Genomic DNA, 16,347 nt, shown 5'->3' with positions numbered 1-16,347 from the left:
GCGATTTTCGCGGGTTTACGTGGATGCGACAAATAGCGTCGCAATGGCGCAGTTTAAACGGTGTATCAGGTTTGCGTCAGGGTCATCCCGAGAAAGGGCTGAGCGCCTAACTATGTAAAGTCCCCCACCTGAAACCGGCTGGTTTACTGCAAGCCTTCATGACTTGCACGGACCCGCTCCATGACGAACATCGATGTTTCCGATACCCGCCTGCCGGACAGCCACTATCAACTGTTGACCAGCACCCTGCCCGCCTGGCTCGGCAATGCCTCTGCCGGCAAACGCCAGGCGCTTGCCGCCGCCCAGCCGCAACCGTTGCTGGGGAACGCCGAGCAACTGGCCGCGCTCACGCGGCTGACCGGCGCCCACTGGGATGCGCAAAACAGTGTCGACCAGGCCCTGCAACACCTGCAGGACGCCAAGGCGTTCGCCACGCCCATCCTCACACAGGCTCTCAAAGACGACTTCAACCTGGACCTGGACGTCGAGGCCACCTATGTGCGCCTGTATATCCCGGATCGCGTCCCATGGTTCCGTATAGCTTCCGGCGCGGCGCGAACCTGGACGGTCTCGCTGCTGGACGCCGCCCTGCATAACTTCGAGCACGAAGAAACCCTGGCCGACGCCTACGATCCGGCCTCGACCTTTATCACGCGGCCCTCGGCCAGCGGGCAATTCGACACCTTGCCGCAGATCAAACAGGCCCTGTCGATTCCTGCGTTCGCCAGCCTCTGCCGTCAGTTGGACATCGGCGCCCAATACGCCCGCTACCTCAACGATGAGTTGGGCATGTCCAACCCGGCTGCCGCCGCGGTATTGCGCTTGAAGGTCGACGCCAGCCACAAAGCCGCCCTGCGCGCCGCACTGCAATTGGCACGTATCAAGGGCGATATCAGCGATAGCTACGCCGATTTGATCGAAGCACTGATCGCCGGCACGTCCAACCTCAAGCTCGACGGCGAACCTTTGCGCTGTCAGGACCTGCGCATGATGGACATCGCGCTGACGGGCATCCAACTGTTCGCCCCCGACCTTGAGCACCCTCGCTCGCCGCAACGCCTGGTGGCGTACGTTCCCGATGACCCGCAGCATCCGGTCAAGGAATACGCCTCGCCCCTGGCCTTCAAACAGGAACTGACCCGGCAGCTGCGTGACCGTGACTACCAAATCTTCTTCAGCCGCTTCGTGCCCCACGCCCAGCGCGGGGTGTTTTTTTCCGGCCTGAGCCAGCGCCTGGCGCGGATCACCTGGCACCCTCCGGTCAAGGGCAGCGGTCAGTCGCCCTGGCGCAGCACCCCCATCGAAGACCCCAAGCTGCAGTTTGATGCGCAGCCGATCTCGGGCGATCCCTGGTTGCATCTGTACCGTTGCAAACTCGACCAGATTCTCAACGACGCCCGCACGCTGGCCGTCTCCACCGCCAGCGTCGATCGCGAGGCGCGCTGGCGGCTGTGGGACTCTTTCGTCGATGTGGCGTCCTCGATTCTCAACGTGGCATTGATGGTGGTGGCGCCCTTCGTGCCGGGGCTGGGCGAGCTGATGCTGGGCTACATGGCGTATCAGCTGCTTGATGATGTGTTCGAAGGCATCGTCGACTGGGCCGAAGGCCTGGGCAAGGAAGCCTTCGGCCATCTCATGAGCGTGCTGGAGACCCTGGTGCAAATGGGTGCATTCGTTGCGGGCAGCAAAATTGGCGCGGCCCAATTGCGCAAAGTGCTGCCCGAGAACGTCATCGCGTATCTCGACCGCTTCAAACCAGTCAGCCTGGCCAACGGTGCCAAGCGTTACTGGAAACCGGACCTGGTGCCCTACGAACATCCGTCCGCCTTGCCACCGCGCATCGGCATCAATGAGCTGGGCCTGCACGAGGTGCGCAGGGAGTCGATTCTGCCGCTCGAAGGCAAGCTGTACAGCGTGGAGAAAGCCGCCGACAGCGAACTTTATTACATCAAGCACCCAAGCCGCCCGGAAGCCTATCGCCCGGTGGTACGGCACAACCACGCCGGCGCGTGGCACACCGAACTTGAACAACCTCTGGCGTGGGACAAACCTACGCTGCTGCGCCGACTGGGGCACCGCGTCCAGGGCCTGAGCGAATCGGATCGGGAGCTGGCCCTGCAAATCTGCGGCATCCATGAGGACGTCGTGCGCAAGATCCACGTCAACAGCGAACCCCCGTCACCGCTGCTGGACGACACCTTCAATCGCCTGCGCATCGACCGCAGCATCCAACGGCTGGTCGACCAACTGCGCAGCGACGACCCGGCGGTGTATCACCAGATCGACCCTCAAGACACCTTGCAACTGTTGACCACTCATGGTCGATGGCCGCGCACCAAAGCCTTGCGCATCATCGATGCCACGGGCCAGACCGCCTGGGAATTCGGCGACAAGAACATGCCGGTGATTAAGGTATTCGAAGCCCAGCTGGAAAATGGCGACTTGCTGAAGACCGTCTTGGGCGGGCTGTCCACCGACGAAATTCGCAGCCAATTCGGTGAGCGCGCCAGCGACCCCGAGCTGAGCCTGGAAAACCGCAGCCGCCTGCTGCGCCACACCCTGGCGGATTTTGCCGATCGCCAACGCGACGCCTTGTTCGAATCGCGCTATGCCCCTTTACAGGCCGTCGATGCATCCGTGCAGCAATTGCTCAGCACCACGCCTGAGTTGCCCGCAAGCGTAGCGCAAACCCTGGTCAGCCAAGCCAGCGGCGCAGAGCTTCAAGCCCTGCATGCGCACACCACGCCGCCGCGACTGGCCGAACTGGCCCGCACCGCGTTGAGCGAAGTGCGGGTCAACCGCGCCTACGAGGGCCAGCACCTGGATGCGTTGCAACCGCTGGACACCGACCGCCTTGAACTGAACAGCCTGCGCCTGCTGCCGGGCTGGTCAGACCAGATACAGCTGGAGGCTCGTCACCATTCAGCGGCCGGCCCGACCTGGCTGCGGATCGGCGCGACTGATGCGCCTGCGCATCGCACGCTGGTGCGCACCGAAGACGGCCACTACGTACCTCATGATCAGAAAGGCGCGCTCTCCAGCCAGACCGACCTGTATTCGGCCATTTTAAGTGCCCTGCCCGACCCACAGCGCGAGCAACTGGGCCTGGAGATTTTTCAGGGAGCAGAACTCAAGGAGCGCCTGCGCCAAACGCCGCTGCCACGCAGTGAACTGCGCGTACTGCTCAACCCTGACACCACGCCGCAGAGCATCACTGAAACTCTGCGCCTATTAGGCAGCGACAACGGCTATCGTGCCCAGGCACCCGCTCCGATAGGCCCTGCGAACTTGCTTGAGCGAGCGCGCACGCTGTACCCCGAGCTTCGCGAACACCAACTCAATACCCTGATGAACCACCTGCAATCACAGCCAGGTGGCGCGATCGCCGGCCTGGAAGCGCTGGCCATCGAATACCGTCAACTGGAACGCGACCTCAGCGCCTGGCAACGCGATATTCCGCATCAGGACGCCGGGAACGGCTCCGTACTCAGCTTACGGCAGCGCCAGTACGAACAGCGCAATCGCGAACTCATTGCCCGCGAACTCAAACGCTGCTGGCGCAGGGAGCTGCCCATCGATGATTACTTCGAAGACCCTGCGCGCGACGGCTACCGACTGAACCTGCATTACCCTATTCGCGGCGAACTGCCGCGGCTGTCCGCCAACTTCGACCATGCATCGATGCTGATCCTTTCAGGCAGCAACGACACGCAGGGAGCGGCCGACTTCTTGCGCTACTTCCCCCGTCTGCGCCATTTGGCCGTTGCCGGTATTCCCCTGGGTAACCTGCCGCCGGCAGTGTTTCAGATGTCCGGCTTGAACGTATTGAGCCTGAGCGACTGCGCAATTACCCTGACGCCGCACAGCCAGGCGCAGCTCGCCTCGATGACCCGATTGCGCACCCTGGACCTGCATAAAAACCCGTTGGGCCGGGTACCCAGCGTGGAATCGATGCACGAGCTGAGCACCCTGGACCTGTCCGAAACCGGCATCGATCGCCTCCCTCCAGGCGTGCTCACCCGCGAAGACCTGAGCGCGGCCTTTCTCAGCGGCAACCAGATCACGCAGTTACCGCAAGCACTGTTCGATCTACCCGCCCATGACAGCGTTGCCTTCGACCTGTCTGGCAACCCCTTGTCATCGGCCGCCCTTGAGCGCGTCAAAGCCTACTACCAGCAGCACGGCACCTACTGGGAGGCCGATGCTCCGCCAGTGGATGTGCGCGACGCAAAACTGTTGTACCCCTCGCTGAACGCCAACCAGATCAACCAGTTTATCTACAGCATTGCGGGCGACCTGGAAGCGGGCAAGCGCGAGCTGGCAAGGCTGGCCGGTGAATTGACGACGCTGCTGTCCGAGCTCAACCAATGGGCGCAGCAACCGCAGCTGCCTCTACCGGAAGCCAACCGGCGAAGCGGGCTCAACGCATTGCTTGAGCGGAGCTGGCGCAGGGAAATATCCCAAGAGACTCAATTCGTCCATGCCCTGGAAATCCCTCAGATGCTCGCGGGCGAGTTGCCCACCCTGAGCGCGCGCTTCAACCATATCGGCTCACTGACGATCAAAGGCAATGGCGGCCCGATGGGATCGACGGCCTTTATCGACAGCTTCCCGGACCTGACTATTCTGGACATCAAAAACGTCGCGCTCGGCGACATTCCGGACTCGGTGCTCAACCTGCAGACACTGGCCCTGCTGGGGCTGCCACGTTGCTCAATTGAACTGAGCCCCGCCAGCGTGGCGAGGTTGCAAGGCATGGCCAGCCTCGAATACCTGAACCTGGATCACAACCCGCTGGTAAACATTCCGGACTTCAGTCAGCTGCCCAAACTGAACACCCTTTCACTGAAAGACACCGGATTGACGCAGATACCCCCTAGCCTGCTGGACAGCACATCGCGCCAGTCGGTCAACTTGAGCAAAAACGCCATCGCGCAACTGCCCGACGCGCTCTTTTCCATGCCGGCCTCGGCCGCCAGCGGCCTGGACCTGTCCCAAAACCCCTTGACACGCCAGACCCTGGAGGCGATCAAACGCTACTGCCAGCGCACCGGCGAAAGCTTCGCCGCACAGGCGCCCGAAGCTCAACGCAACCGCACGCAGCAGCTATACCCCTCATTTCTGGACACCGAGGCGGACCGTTTCATTTTCCACTTGCCCGGCGACATGGCGGCGGTGGACACGACATTGACCCGCCTGGAAGCCGAATACGAACGCCTGGGCAACGACCTGCAACTGTGGGTGCAGGCGGTTCCGGATCGACACCCGATTCTGGATGTGCCCCTTGACGAGCAAACCCGTAGCCAGGACCAACTGAGGCGGCGCAACTTCAAGGTGTTGCTGGAACAGGCTTGGCGACGAGAAAGCCCCGAGGACGAAGAAAGCCTGGACGATGAGCTGACCCACCAGGTCTTCCTCGACACGCCGGTAATGGGGGATTTACCGGAGTTGGACGCCAACTTCGACCACGTGACGTTTTTCCAACTGGACGGCAACGGCACCACCACCGGCGTCGACGGTACATTGCGCAACTTCCGCCAGCTGCAAACACTCAAGCTCAGCAAGTGCTCTCTGGGCGCCCTGCCTGAGGCGATCCAGTACATGCCCAAGCTGTCGACACTGGAGATAACAGAGTGCGCAATCCGGTTGACGGCCGAAACGCGTGACCGGCTGGCAGCGTTGACCGACCTTGAGTTCATCAATATGAACAACAACCCCCTGGGCCACGCCCCGGATGTCAGCTCACTGCATAAACTGATCTCGCTGTACCTGAGCAACGCAGCATTGAGCGACGTTCCGGAGGGCGTATTTCGGCTCAATCAACTGCAAGTACTGGACTTGAGCAATAACGCGATCAGAGAAATACCGGCAGACCTGCTGGAGACATCAGCGACGATCAATGGCGACAGCGACTTGAGCGGCAACCCGCTGTCGGAGAAAAGCCTGGAGCGCTTGCGTGAGTACTTCCAGCGCACGGGCGTCAACTTTCAGGTTGCGGCCGCCACCGTGGACGCCCAAGGCACGCCTCTAGTCGCGCAACAACCTGATATCGAAGAAACCTGAGGGCGGGTCAACCGCGCTCGGACGGCACCGACGACAACTCGAACGGGCTGCTGCTGCGCCGCTGGTTGCGGTCTTCGCGGGGGGTGGCGCCGAAGAAGTTACGGTAAGCGCTGGAGAAATGCGGCCCCGAGGAGAAGCCGCAGGACAAGCCGATCTGGATGATCGACTTGCTGGTTTGCATCAGCATCTGGCGCGCCTTGTTAAGGCGCAGCTCCAGGTAATACTGGCTGGGAACACGGTTGAGGTATTGCTTGAAGATGCGTTCCAGTTGTCGTCGTGACACGCACACGTGCTGAGCAATTTCGTCGGTGGTCAGCGGCTCTTCGATATTGGCTTCCATGAGCAAAACCGCCTGGGTCAGCTTCGGATGGCTGGAGCCCAGGCGGTTTTGCAGTGGAATACGCTGGCGCTCGCCGCCTTCGCGGATGCGTTCCACCACCAGTTCTTCGGAGACGGCACCAGCCAGCTCGGCGCCGTGGTCACGGGCCAACACCGCCAGCAGCAGGTCGAGTACCGACATGCCGCCACAGGCGGTCAAGCGATCACGATCCCAGTCGAACAGATGGCTGGTGGCGATCACCTTGGGGAAGCGCTCGGCGAAATCGTCCTGCCAACGCCAGTGCACGGCGGCGCGGTAGCCGTCGAGCAGGCCCAGTTGCGCCAGCGGGTACACACCGGCCGACAAGCCACCGATCACACATCCCGAACGCACCAACTGCTTGAGCGCCGTACTCAGTTGCGAGGCAATGACGGTCGGCGGCTCGTCCGCCAGCAGGAACAGTTTCTGGAAGCCTTCAAGCTTACCGGCCCACGGTTCGCCCGGCAGTTGCCAGGCGCCGTCGGCCGGCGGCTCGGCCTGCAAAAACGACAACTCATAGACCACGTCCGGATGCACCCGCTGAGCAACGCGCAAGGCCTCCTCAGCCAGCGCAAGCGTGAGTGCTTTTGTGCTGGGCCAAATCAGGAAACCAATTTTATGGGCGGTCATGGTGTGCTATCCGAAGCGAGGAACGGTAATGAAGACAAAGGCCAATGCTAGCCGGTAAACCTACACAAATCTCAAAAAACGCCGAAGATCCGCCTCTTGCAGGAGCGAGCTTGCTCGCGAAAAACCTGAGAACGCCACGGGGTGTCAGGTTTCCCGCGTAATCATTGGCGATCTTTGCGAGCAAGCTCGCTCCTGCAGAAGGGACTATTTCAAGCTGCCGGAGAGGAACTGCTGAAGGCGTTCGGACTGCGGGTTAACCAGCACTTCACGCGGGTTGCCACGCTCTTCGACGATGCCTTTGTGCAAAAACACCAACTGGTTCGACACTTCACGGGCAAAGCCCATTTCGTGAGTCACCACCACCATGGTGCGGCCTTCCTGGGCCAGGTCCTGCATCACTTTCAGCACTTCGCCCACCAGCTCCGGGTCGAGCGCCGAGGTGGGTTCGTCGAACAGCATCACCTCCGGTTCCATCGCCAGGGCACGGGCAATCGCCACGCGCTGCTGCTCGCCACCGGACATATGGCCGGGGAACGCATCCTTGCGATGGCCCACGCCGACCTTGGCCAGGTAATGCTCGGCTTTTTCACGGGCGTCTTTCTTCGACATGCCCAGCACATGCACCGGAGCTTCCATCACGTTTTCAAGCGCGGTCATGTGTGACCACAGGTTGAAATGCTGGAACACCATGGACAGGCGCGAACGCATGCGTTGCAATTGTTTGGCGTCGGCGGCTTTCATGGAGCCGTCTTTGTTCGCGACCAGTTTCAGCTCTTCGTTATTGAGCAGAATCGTGCCGGCGTGGGGTTGCTCCAGCAGGTTGATGCAGCGCAAAAAGGTACTTTTGCCCGAACCACTGGAGCCGATGATGCTGATCACATCACCGGCCGCGGCAGCCAGGGACACGCCTTTGAGCACTTCATGACTGCCATAGCGTTTATGCAGGTCTTGGACTTCAAGCTTGTACATGCGGTCGGTTCTCACAAAAACAGGTGGTCAGTCGTTGAGCAAGCGCCCGTGACGCAGCGCTTCGCGCCCCGCCACCTTGGCCAGCCAGAAACCCGCTTGGGCATAACGTAGCCGTTCAACGGCAAACAAAACCCCCGAGGTGCCCGCGCTGATAATGCTGACGCGGTCGCTCAAGGGGTCAATCACTTCAAAGATCGGTTCGCCGGCTTCAACCCAGTCACCGGCTTTACGCAGGTAACTGATCACCCCGGCGTGGGGCGCGAACAGCAATTCGGTGCCTTCGAAAGGCATGCCTTCACACGGCTCGTGTTGCGGCGCCGGCCATTGGCCCTTGATCAAGCCTTGCTCGGCAAGAAACGCCAGGATGCCTTCGGCGTGGAAGATCGCCTCATCGCGGCCGGTGTCAGCCTGGCCACCCAACTCCAGCGTCGTCGCCAGGCAGGCCAGCGGAATCTGCGCGTCGGGGAAGGTGCGCGACAACCGCAGCCACGGCAATGAACAGGCCTCATCAAACGAACTGCCTCCGGAATCTTCCGCGAGCAGGCCGACCTTCACATTCAAATGCGCCGACAGCGAACGCCACTGCGGCCAGTGCTGAGGCAGCGCATACATGTGCAGCGCGGCTTCGGCGTCGCAATGCAGGTCGAGCACCACATCGGCGCTGCAGGCGTGGCTGAGCAAAATGCGTTGCATGCCTTGCAGCTGGCTGCTCGGCTCCGGCAAGGCACTGAGCACATCGCCCATGGACTGGCGGATCATGCGCACATTGGCGTGCGGGTCATCGCCCAGCTTGCCGTGCAGCCGCTCGGCGACCGGCTCGCTCAGCTCCACGAAATCGCGGTTGAAATTCTTGCCGCTGCCCACCTCGAAACGCCCCTGGTGGCTGCCTTGCAACAACTGGCCCAGGCCCATCGGGTTGGCTACCGGCACCAGCTCGATCACGCCATTGAGCGCGCCTTGGGCTTCGAGCTCGGTGAGGCGCTTTTTCAGCTCCCAGGCGGCGCGCATACCGGGCAGTTCATCGGCGTGCAGGCTGGCCTGGATATAGGCCTTGCGCTCGCCAGTGCCGAAACGAAATACGCTCAGTTGACGCTCGCAGCCCAGGTGCCCCCAGGGCAACAGGTGGTCGATACGTTCCATATCAGTGCTTCCGTGGAGCCAGGTAGCTCAGCCAGCGGCGCTCGGCCAACTTGAACATTCGCACCAGGATGAAAGTCAGGCACAGGTAGAACACACCGGCGGTGATATAGGCCTCGAACGGCAGGTAATACTGGGCGTTCACCGTGCGCGCGGCGCCGGTAATATCGATCAAGGTCACGATGGAGGCCAGGCTGGTGGTCTGCAGCATCATGATCACTTCATTGCTGTACTGCGGCAGCGCACGGCGCAGGGCCGACGGCAACAGGATGCGGCGGTACAGCTTGTAGCGCGACATGCCCATGGCCTTGGCCGCTTCGATCTCGCCGTTAGGCGTGGCCTTGAGGCTGCCGGCGATGATTTCGGCGGTGTAGGCGCTGGTGTTGATCGCAAACGCCAGGCACGCGCAGAACGTGGCGCTGGACAGCAGCGGCCACAGGAAGCTTTCACGCACGGCTTCAAATTGGGCCAGCCCGTAATAGATCAAGAACAGCTGCACCAGCATCGGCGTGCCGCGGATCACATAGGTGTAGAGCCACGCCACGCCGTTGACGATCGGCTGCCTGGACACGCGCATCAAGCCCAGGGGCAACGCGGCGAGCAAGCCGAAGAACAGCGAGATGGCGAGCAGTTTCAGGGTGGTCAGCAAGCCGCCAAGGTAAAGCGGCATGGCCTCCCAGATGACGTTGTAGTCGAAGATCATAGATCAGCCGCCCTTACGCCTACCGAGTAGCGCTTCTCAAGAGAACGCAGGGCCAGCAACGACACGCTGGTGATCACCAGGTACATCGCCGCCACTGCGAGGAAGAAGGTAAAAGGCTCGCGGGTGGCGTCGGCCGCCTGCTTGGCCTTGAACATCATGTCTTGCAGGCCCACCACTGAAATCAGCGCCGTGGCCTTGGTGAGTACCAGCCAGTTATTGGTGAAACCGGGGATCGCCAGCCGAATCATCTGCGGCACCATCACCCGGAAAAACACCTGGAAGCTGCTCATGCCATACGCAAGGCCGGCCTCGGCCTGGCCCTTGGGAATAGCCATGAAGGCGCCGCGGAAGGTTTCCGACAGGTACGCGCCAAAGATGAAACCCAGGGTGCCGATACCAGCGGCCAAGGGGTTCAGGTCGATATAGTCGTCATAGCCGAGCAACGGCGCGACGCGGTTAAGCAAGTCCTGGCCACCGTAGAAAATCAGCAGGATCAGCACCAGGTCGGGGATGCCGCGGATCACCGTGGCGTACAAGTCACCCAGCCAAGCCAACCAGCGCACCGGCGACAGGCGTAACGCGACCCCGATCAGACCCAGAACAATGGCCAAGGCCATGGACGACAAGGCGAGCTGAAGCGTCAACCATGCGCCATCGAGGATAACGGCCCCGTAGCCTTTCAACATGATTCAGGTCCTCGAAAAGGGGGATGAAAAAATGGCGCAAACTTCAGAGTGTTCTGTTGCTTGCGCCATTTCGGGTAGACAGCTGCGACTATTTACTGGGCGTCAGCGCCGTAAATATCAAAGTCGAAGTACTTGTCCTGGATTTTCTTGTATTCGCCGTTGGCACGAATCGCCGCGATGGCCGCGTTGATGCGTTCCAGGTTTTCCTTGTCGCCTTTACGCACCGCGATGCCTACGCCGTCGCCGAAGTATTTGACGTCGGTGAACGCCGGGCCGCTGAACGCATAGCCTTTGCCTGCGTCGGTTTTCAGGAAACCGTCCTGCAGCAGGGTGGCATCGGCCACGGTACCGTCGAGACGACCGGCAGCCACATCCAGGTAGATTTCGTTCTGAGTGCTGTAACCCTTGATGTCAGCACCTTTTGGCGCCAGCACTTCACGGGCGAAACGGTCATGGATAGAACCGCGTTGCACGCCGATCTTCTTGCCTTTCAGTTCATCCAGGCTGTCGCTGACGACGGTGCCTTCCTTCATCACCAGGCGCGCTGGGGTCAGGTAGTAGCGGGTGGTGAAGTCCACGGACTTCTTGCGGTCGTCGGTGATGGACATGGACGACAGGATCGCGTCGATTTTGCGCACTTTCAACGCCGGGATCAGGCCGTCGAATTCCTGCTCGACCCACGTGCACTTCACGTCCATCTGCTTGCACAGGGCGTTGCCGATGTCGTAGTCAAAACCGACGATGCTGCCATCCGGCGCCTTCGAGGCAAACGGAGGGTAAGCCGCTTCGATACCAATTTTCAGTGGCTTGCCTTCGGCGAAAGCCTGCATGGACAGCACGGACAGCGCCAGGGCGCCCAACAGCACGAGTTTCTTCATCTTGGGACTCCATCGGTATAGGGCAAAACAGCAGTATGAGCCATGGCCCACGATGCGGCGAAGGTGAAACCGAATAGCGTTGCAGCGTCCTGCGCCAGTGAGTGCCAGCGACGACGAGCGAGTGATCGGCATTCTAACGACAGGCTGGAAGCCGATATTTCCTCAATGCGACAACAATTTACAGAAGCACCGAGAAAGCCGTTCCAGCACATTGACAGCCTCTGAAATTTATGCAGAGACAAAAGATATTAAACCAGATGTTACTGCAAATTGCGGGCCTATTATTCGCAAACCCTTCTAGCACGGCAAGTGTGGCGTTTAATCTAATGTCTGATCGCGTCTAAAATGCGGTTTTCAGGCACGCACGCGTAGCACTTTGCCCCATGTCCGGGCGCTGGGTTACACATTTGGGCCGAGCGGTAACATTCAGAAATTTCCTATAAGGGAAACCGATATTTATTGGTTTGGCGGTTATGTAGGCCTGCAAAACCACCCTCAACACTCGCCATGGAATGCACCGAAAGGTGAGAGCGGGCTTGCTCGCGAATGCAGAGTGTCAGTCGACATCACTTGATCCCACCGCGTTCGCGAGCAAGCGCGCTCCCACAGGGGGCATTGTTTGCCGGACATCCACAAAAAAGCCCCACCCGGCCTGCGCCAAATGGGGCTCCAGCCCACCTACTCCGCCTTACGCGACGTTCATGGTCTTGTGCGTCTCGATCAACTGCGCCACCACGCCTGGGTCGGCCAGCGTGGAGATATCCCCCAGCCCGTCGTACTCAGCCGTGGCGATCTTGCGCAGAATGCGCCGCATGATTTTACCCGAGCGCGTCTTCGGCAAGCCCGGCGCCCACTGGATCACGTCCGGCGAGGCAATCGGCCCAATCTCCTTGCGCACCCAGTTTTTCAATTCAAGGCGCAACTGCTCGCTGGGCTCTTCGCCACCGATCAACGTGACATAAACATAAATGCCCTGCCCCTTGATGTCGTGCGGCACGCCCACCACCGCCGCCTCGGCGACTTTCGGGTGCGCGACCATGGCGCTTTCGATCTCGGCCGTGCCCATGCGGTGGCCGGACACGTTCAATACGTCGTCCACGCGCCCGGTGATCCAGTAGTAACCGTCTTCGTCACGTCGCGCACCGTCGCCGGTGAAGTACATGCCGCGGAAGGTCTTGAAATAGGTGTCCACAAAACGGTCATGGTCGCCGTACAGCGTACGCGCCTGGCCAGGCCACGAGTCGAGAATCACCAGGTTGCCTTCGGCCGCGCCTTCGATCAGGTTGCCGAGGTTGTCCACCAGCGCCGGCACCACACCGAAAAACGGCCGCGCCGCCGAACCCGGCTTAAGCGCATGTGCACCCGGCAGCGGGCTCATCATGTTGCCGCCGGTTTCGGTCTGCCACCAGGTGTCGACAATCGGGCAACGGGATTGGCCGACATTCTTGTAGTACCAGTCCCAGGCTTCCGGGTTGATCGGCTCGCCCACCGAACCGAGCAGGCGCAGGCTGCTGCCATCGGCGCCTTCGCAGGCAGCGGTGCCCGAGGCCATCATTGCGCGGATCGCGGTGGGTGCGGTGTAAAGGATATTGACCTTGTGCTTGTCGACGATCTTCGCCACCCGTGTGATGTCCGGATAGTTCGGCACGCCTTCGAACAGCAACGTAGTCGCGCCATTGGCCAGCGGGCCGTAGACAATATAAGTGTGGCCGGTGACCCAGCCGACGTCCGCCGTGCACCAATAGACTTCGCCCGGGCGGTAATCGAACACGCGCTCATGGGTCAGCGCTGCATACAACAGGTAGCCGCCGGTGGTGTGTTGCACGCCCTTGGGCTTGCCGGTGGAGCCGGAGGTGTAGAGGATGAACAGCGCTTCTTCGGCGCCCATCTCTTTCGGCGCACACACGGTGCCCGCCACTTTCATCAGGTCTTCGTACCAGATGTCGCGATGCTGGTTCCACTTGATCTGGCCATTGGTGCGTTTGCACACGATGACTTTCTGGATGCTGCTGGTTTCCGGGTTGGTCAGCGCGTCATCGACGTTGGCTTTCAGCGGAATCTTCTTACCGGCGCGGATGCCTTCGTCTGCGGTGATCACCACCTTCGACTTACAGTCGATGATGCGACCTGCCAAGGCTTCCGGGGAGAAACCGCCAAACACCACCGAATGGATCGCACCGATGCGGGTGCAGGCCAGCATGGCGACCACGGCTTCGGGGATCATCGGCATATAGATAGTCACCACGTCGCCACGGTGCACATCCTGGCCACGCAGGGCGTTGGCGAACTTGCAGACTTCTTCATGCAGTTCGCGGTAAGTGATGTTGCGGCTCTCGGCAGGGTCATCGCCCTCCCAGATGATCGCGATCTGGTCGCCGCGCTCGGCGAGATGGCGGTCCAGGCAGTTGTAGGACACGTTCAGGGTGCCGTCGGCGAACCACTTGATGTCGACATGGTGATCGTCGAACGAAGTCTGCTTCACCGTGGTGAAAGGCTTGATCCAGTCAAGACGCTGGGCTTGCTCGCGCCAGAAACCATCGGGGTTAACCACCGATTGCTGGTACATCGCCTTGTAGGTCGCCTCGTCGGTCAGCGTGTTGGCTGCTACTTCGGGACGAACGGGGTACAGGGAAGCCGCACTCATCTTTCTTACCTCGGTGACAATAGTTGTTGTTGTATGGCCCCTGTTGTAGCCGGGGTGGGCCTATAGAACCATTCGACGATGGTAGTAACAAGTCCCTACAAATTACCCAGCTATGCCGGTTCGCCGCTCTGGCCCGCGCCATGCGGCGCTTCGCGGGTTTTAAAAAAAACCTTCATCGAGGGATTGTTACAAAAACCGCCAAAAGTGTTTATCAAAACCACGGGTATATGAATATAACCCGCAGGCCTAGAATCAGCCCCGTCAACACGACACCGAGATTAACAACGCAACAGCCCCCACGAAGGCACCGTTAGTCCGAACTTCCCAATTCTTAAGTTACACACGTGGCCTCACAAGGGCCCCGTGACCCCTTTCGCCCTGAAGAAGGTCAATAGAGAAATGAAAGCGTTAGTAGTAATGGCCCTGAGCAGCTTGTTTGCAACCGCCGCCCTGGCCGACGAAGCCCCGACTGAACTGGCTGCCCAGAACGCCCCGATCGTTGAAGACTACACCTACAGCACCCACTTGGATGTCGCCAAAGTACTGTCCATGAGCAACATTCCAGAAGTGTGCGAAGTTGTACCGGTGAAGATGGAATATGAAGACTCCGAAGGGCTGCGTCATATTCTTAATTATCACGTGATGGGCAATGGTTGCTCTAACGGCTAATTAGCCGGTTAATGGTTTCTTACTCGCCGCAGGAAATTGTTCTTGCGGCAAAGAGCCGACTCGACCGCACGCAGATCAAACAGAGAAGCTGACCTGTCGACCACTCTCAGGCACACCGCCATCCAAATGTCGGAGCTGGCCTGCCTGCGAAGGCGATTTCAGCCATACCATTCGCGCCTGTCAGTGAACCCAATCTTCGTAAGACAACCCCGATACGCGACTGAACTCCCGAATGTCGTTGGTCACCAACGTACCCCACGAAGCAATTGCATGCCCTGCAAGCGCAGTATCATTTTGGCCGATGATCGACCCTTGCTCGGTTAGGCTTCGTTTTACTTCAACCGTCGCATCCACCGCCGCCAAACCCCACGGCAACACTTCATCGAGTCGATTCACAAACTCATCGACTAACGTCTTGTGTTTGGGCGATGCCTTTTTCCCAATCTGTCCATCGCATTTCGGCATAGGTAATGGCTGAAATCACGATTCGATTGCTCCTCGCAACCTCCGACGCCAGTCGCTTAAACACACACCCGGGCCGCTCACGCATGATGAACGAGCAAATGCAGGTATCCAGCGTGTGTGTCGTCACAGATTGAACCTGCCTTCATCGCCAACAAAGTCCTGACGTTCCTGAAGAAAATCTTCGTCCGCCTTGGGCAACTCACTCAGCGCCCCCCAGCTAGGTCGGACAGGCCGCAATTTAGTCGTATCCCCCATTGCGGGTGATTTCGAGCTCGCCGACTCCCTCGTATGCCATGTCGTTTGGAAATCGAATAGCCTGGTTCTTTCCGTTTTTAAAAATTGAGACTGTGCACATGATTCAACTCCTACCTATGCCTGACAGATGCAAAGTAGGGATACGTAGAAGCCTATGCGAGGCATATGGCAATTTGCCGATGATCGGACATGTGTGCCAGTTGCTAAAAAAACCTGCGGCAGCAACACCCCGTAAACTCTCACTTTGGCTCAAAAAGCGCCCCTTTTGTCTGTGGTCCGTGATCATCCGCCACAACACAAACCCGAATTTTTCCCTATAATGCGCGGGTAAATCGGGCCTGCAATATCCCTTTACACGGGGACGAAGAGCCAGACCTGAGGCCTCCGCTGGAGCCTGCGCCTGTCGCTCCGCACCTCAAGCCTCACGCAGTACCCGTTACGCCATTTCCGTTTATTTGCCTGCGCGAGCTGCTGCAACAAACGATTCCTTAAGATCCACCGCGGCCCTGGGGCTGTGTGAACACCCAACCATCCGGTTTCACACGGGCACCTTTGAGCCCTCACGCAGGAGACGACACGTCATGCTGAGCTGGGACGAATTCGACAAAGAAGAAGAAGGCGAAGTCACCGCCAAAGGCGCCAACGCCGGCCACGCCACCGAAGCCAACATGGACCGCCTCGACGGTGCCGGCGCCGCCGCCGCCATCGAAGCCCGCGCCGTCACCGCCAATGACTCCGCCGCCATCGCGCGCGCCAAGGCCGAGCTGGACAAACTCGACGTCGCCGAAGGCCTCGCCGAACTCGAAGGCGCCTCCGCCCGCGTCGCCGTTGACGAAAAACGCATGATCAACTGCCGCGCCGACCTCAACCAACTCGTGCCCTTCAAGTAC

Annotated in this window: 9 protein-coding genes and 4 pseudogenes; 3 read left to right on the top strand and 10 right to left on the bottom strand. The window is 60.0% G+C overall.

Going from position 1 to position 16,347, the window contains the following annotated elements:
- The first annotated feature begins 180 nt into the window (after positions 1-180).
- Positions 181-6,063: a DUF6543 domain-containing protein gene (locus Q1V60_RS05325; protein ID WP_300628131.1), complete on the top strand. Its 5,883-nt coding sequence runs from the start codon at positions 181-183 to the stop codon at positions 6,061-6,063.
- 7 nt (positions 6,064-6,070) lie between these two features.
- On the opposite strand, the gene Q1V60_RS05320 is transcribed toward Q1V60_RS05325, so the two are convergent.
- From Q1V60_RS05320 to acs, 8 genes and pseudogenes are all read right to left on the bottom strand, one after another.
- Positions 6,071-7,051: a GlxA family transcriptional regulator gene (locus tag Q1V60_RS05320; RefSeq protein WP_300628128.1), complete on the bottom strand. Its 981-nt coding sequence runs from the start codon at positions 7,049-7,051 to the stop codon at positions 6,071-6,073.
- Between the two features lie 100 nt (positions 7,052-7,151).
- Positions 7,152-7,259 (bottom strand): annotated as a pseudogene (locus tag Q1V60_RS05315) (outer membrane lipoprotein carrier protein LolA); the annotation flags it as partial.
- A complete protein-coding gene (locus tag Q1V60_RS05310) occupies positions 7,256-8,020 on the bottom strand; it encodes an ATP-binding cassette domain-containing protein (protein ID WP_300628124.1) in 765 nt (254 codons plus the stop codon). The gene Q1V60_RS05310 and the pseudogene Q1V60_RS05315, both read right to left, overlap by 4 nt.
- A 27-nt stretch (positions 8,021-8,047) precedes the next feature.
- Positions 8,048-9,160: a succinylglutamate desuccinylase/aspartoacylase family protein gene (locus Q1V60_RS05305; protein WP_300628122.1), complete on the bottom strand. Its 1,113-nt coding sequence runs from the start codon at positions 9,158-9,160 to the stop codon at positions 8,048-8,050.
- A 1-nt stretch (position 9,161) separates the two neighbouring features.
- On the bottom strand, positions 9,162-9,860 hold the full coding sequence (locus Q1V60_RS05300; RefSeq protein ID WP_300628120.1) for an ABC transporter permease: 699 nt from the start codon (positions 9,858-9,860) through the stop codon (positions 9,162-9,164).
- Complete coding sequence (locus tag Q1V60_RS05295; protein WP_300628117.1) at positions 9,857-10,546, bottom strand: ABC transporter permease; 690 nt, start codon at positions 10,544-10,546, stop codon at positions 9,857-9,859. Before Q1V60_RS05295 ends, Q1V60_RS05300 begins: the two co-directional genes overlap by 4 nt.
- A 92-nt stretch (positions 10,547-10,638) precedes the next feature.
- Positions 10,639-11,424 carry an ABC transporter substrate-binding protein gene (locus tag Q1V60_RS05290; RefSeq protein WP_300628115.1) on the bottom strand — a complete coding sequence of 262 codons (786 nt, stop codon included), beginning with the start codon at positions 11,422-11,424 and terminating at the stop codon, positions 10,639-10,641.
- Positions 11,425-12,112: 688 nt separating this feature from the next.
- Positions 12,113-14,068: an acetate--CoA ligase gene (acs, locus tag Q1V60_RS05285; RefSeq protein WP_300628113.1), complete on the bottom strand. Its 1,956-nt coding sequence runs from the start codon at positions 14,066-14,068 to the stop codon at positions 12,113-12,115.
- 399 nt (positions 14,069-14,467) lie between these two features.
- Between acs and Q1V60_RS05280 the strand changes: the two genes are divergently transcribed.
- Positions 14,468-14,737 (top strand): DUF2790 domain-containing protein, encoded by a 270-nt coding sequence (locus tag Q1V60_RS05280; protein WP_300628111.1) that lies wholly within the window; start codon positions 14,468-14,470, stop codon positions 14,735-14,737.
- A gap of 180 nt (positions 14,738-14,917) precedes the next feature.
- Here the strand turns inward: Q1V60_RS05280 and Q1V60_RS05275 are convergent.
- Both Q1V60_RS05275 and vapB read right to left on the bottom strand, forming a co-directional pair.
- A pseudogene (locus Q1V60_RS05275) lies at positions 14,918-15,329 on the bottom strand (type II toxin-antitoxin system VapC family toxin).
- Positions 15,326-15,557, bottom strand: a pseudogene (gene vapB / locus Q1V60_RS05270) (type II toxin-antitoxin system VapB family antitoxin). Before vapB ends, Q1V60_RS05275 begins: the two co-directional pseudogenes overlap by 4 nt.
- A 481-nt stretch (positions 15,558-16,038) precedes the next feature.
- On the opposite strand from vapB, the pseudogene Q1V60_RS05265 reads away from it, so the two are divergent.
- Positions 16,039-16,347 (top strand): annotated as a pseudogene (locus Q1V60_RS05265) (ribonucleotide-diphosphate reductase subunit beta); the annotation flags it as partial.

Origin of the sequence: Pseudomonas sp., from assembly GCF_030147005.1 — a bacterium.
Taxonomy (GTDB): Bacteria; Pseudomonadota; Gammaproteobacteria; order Pseudomonadales; family Pseudomonadaceae; genus Aquipseudomonas.
Note: the sequence above shows the minus strand (reverse complement) of the source record. Positions and strands in the feature narration are given on the sequence as shown.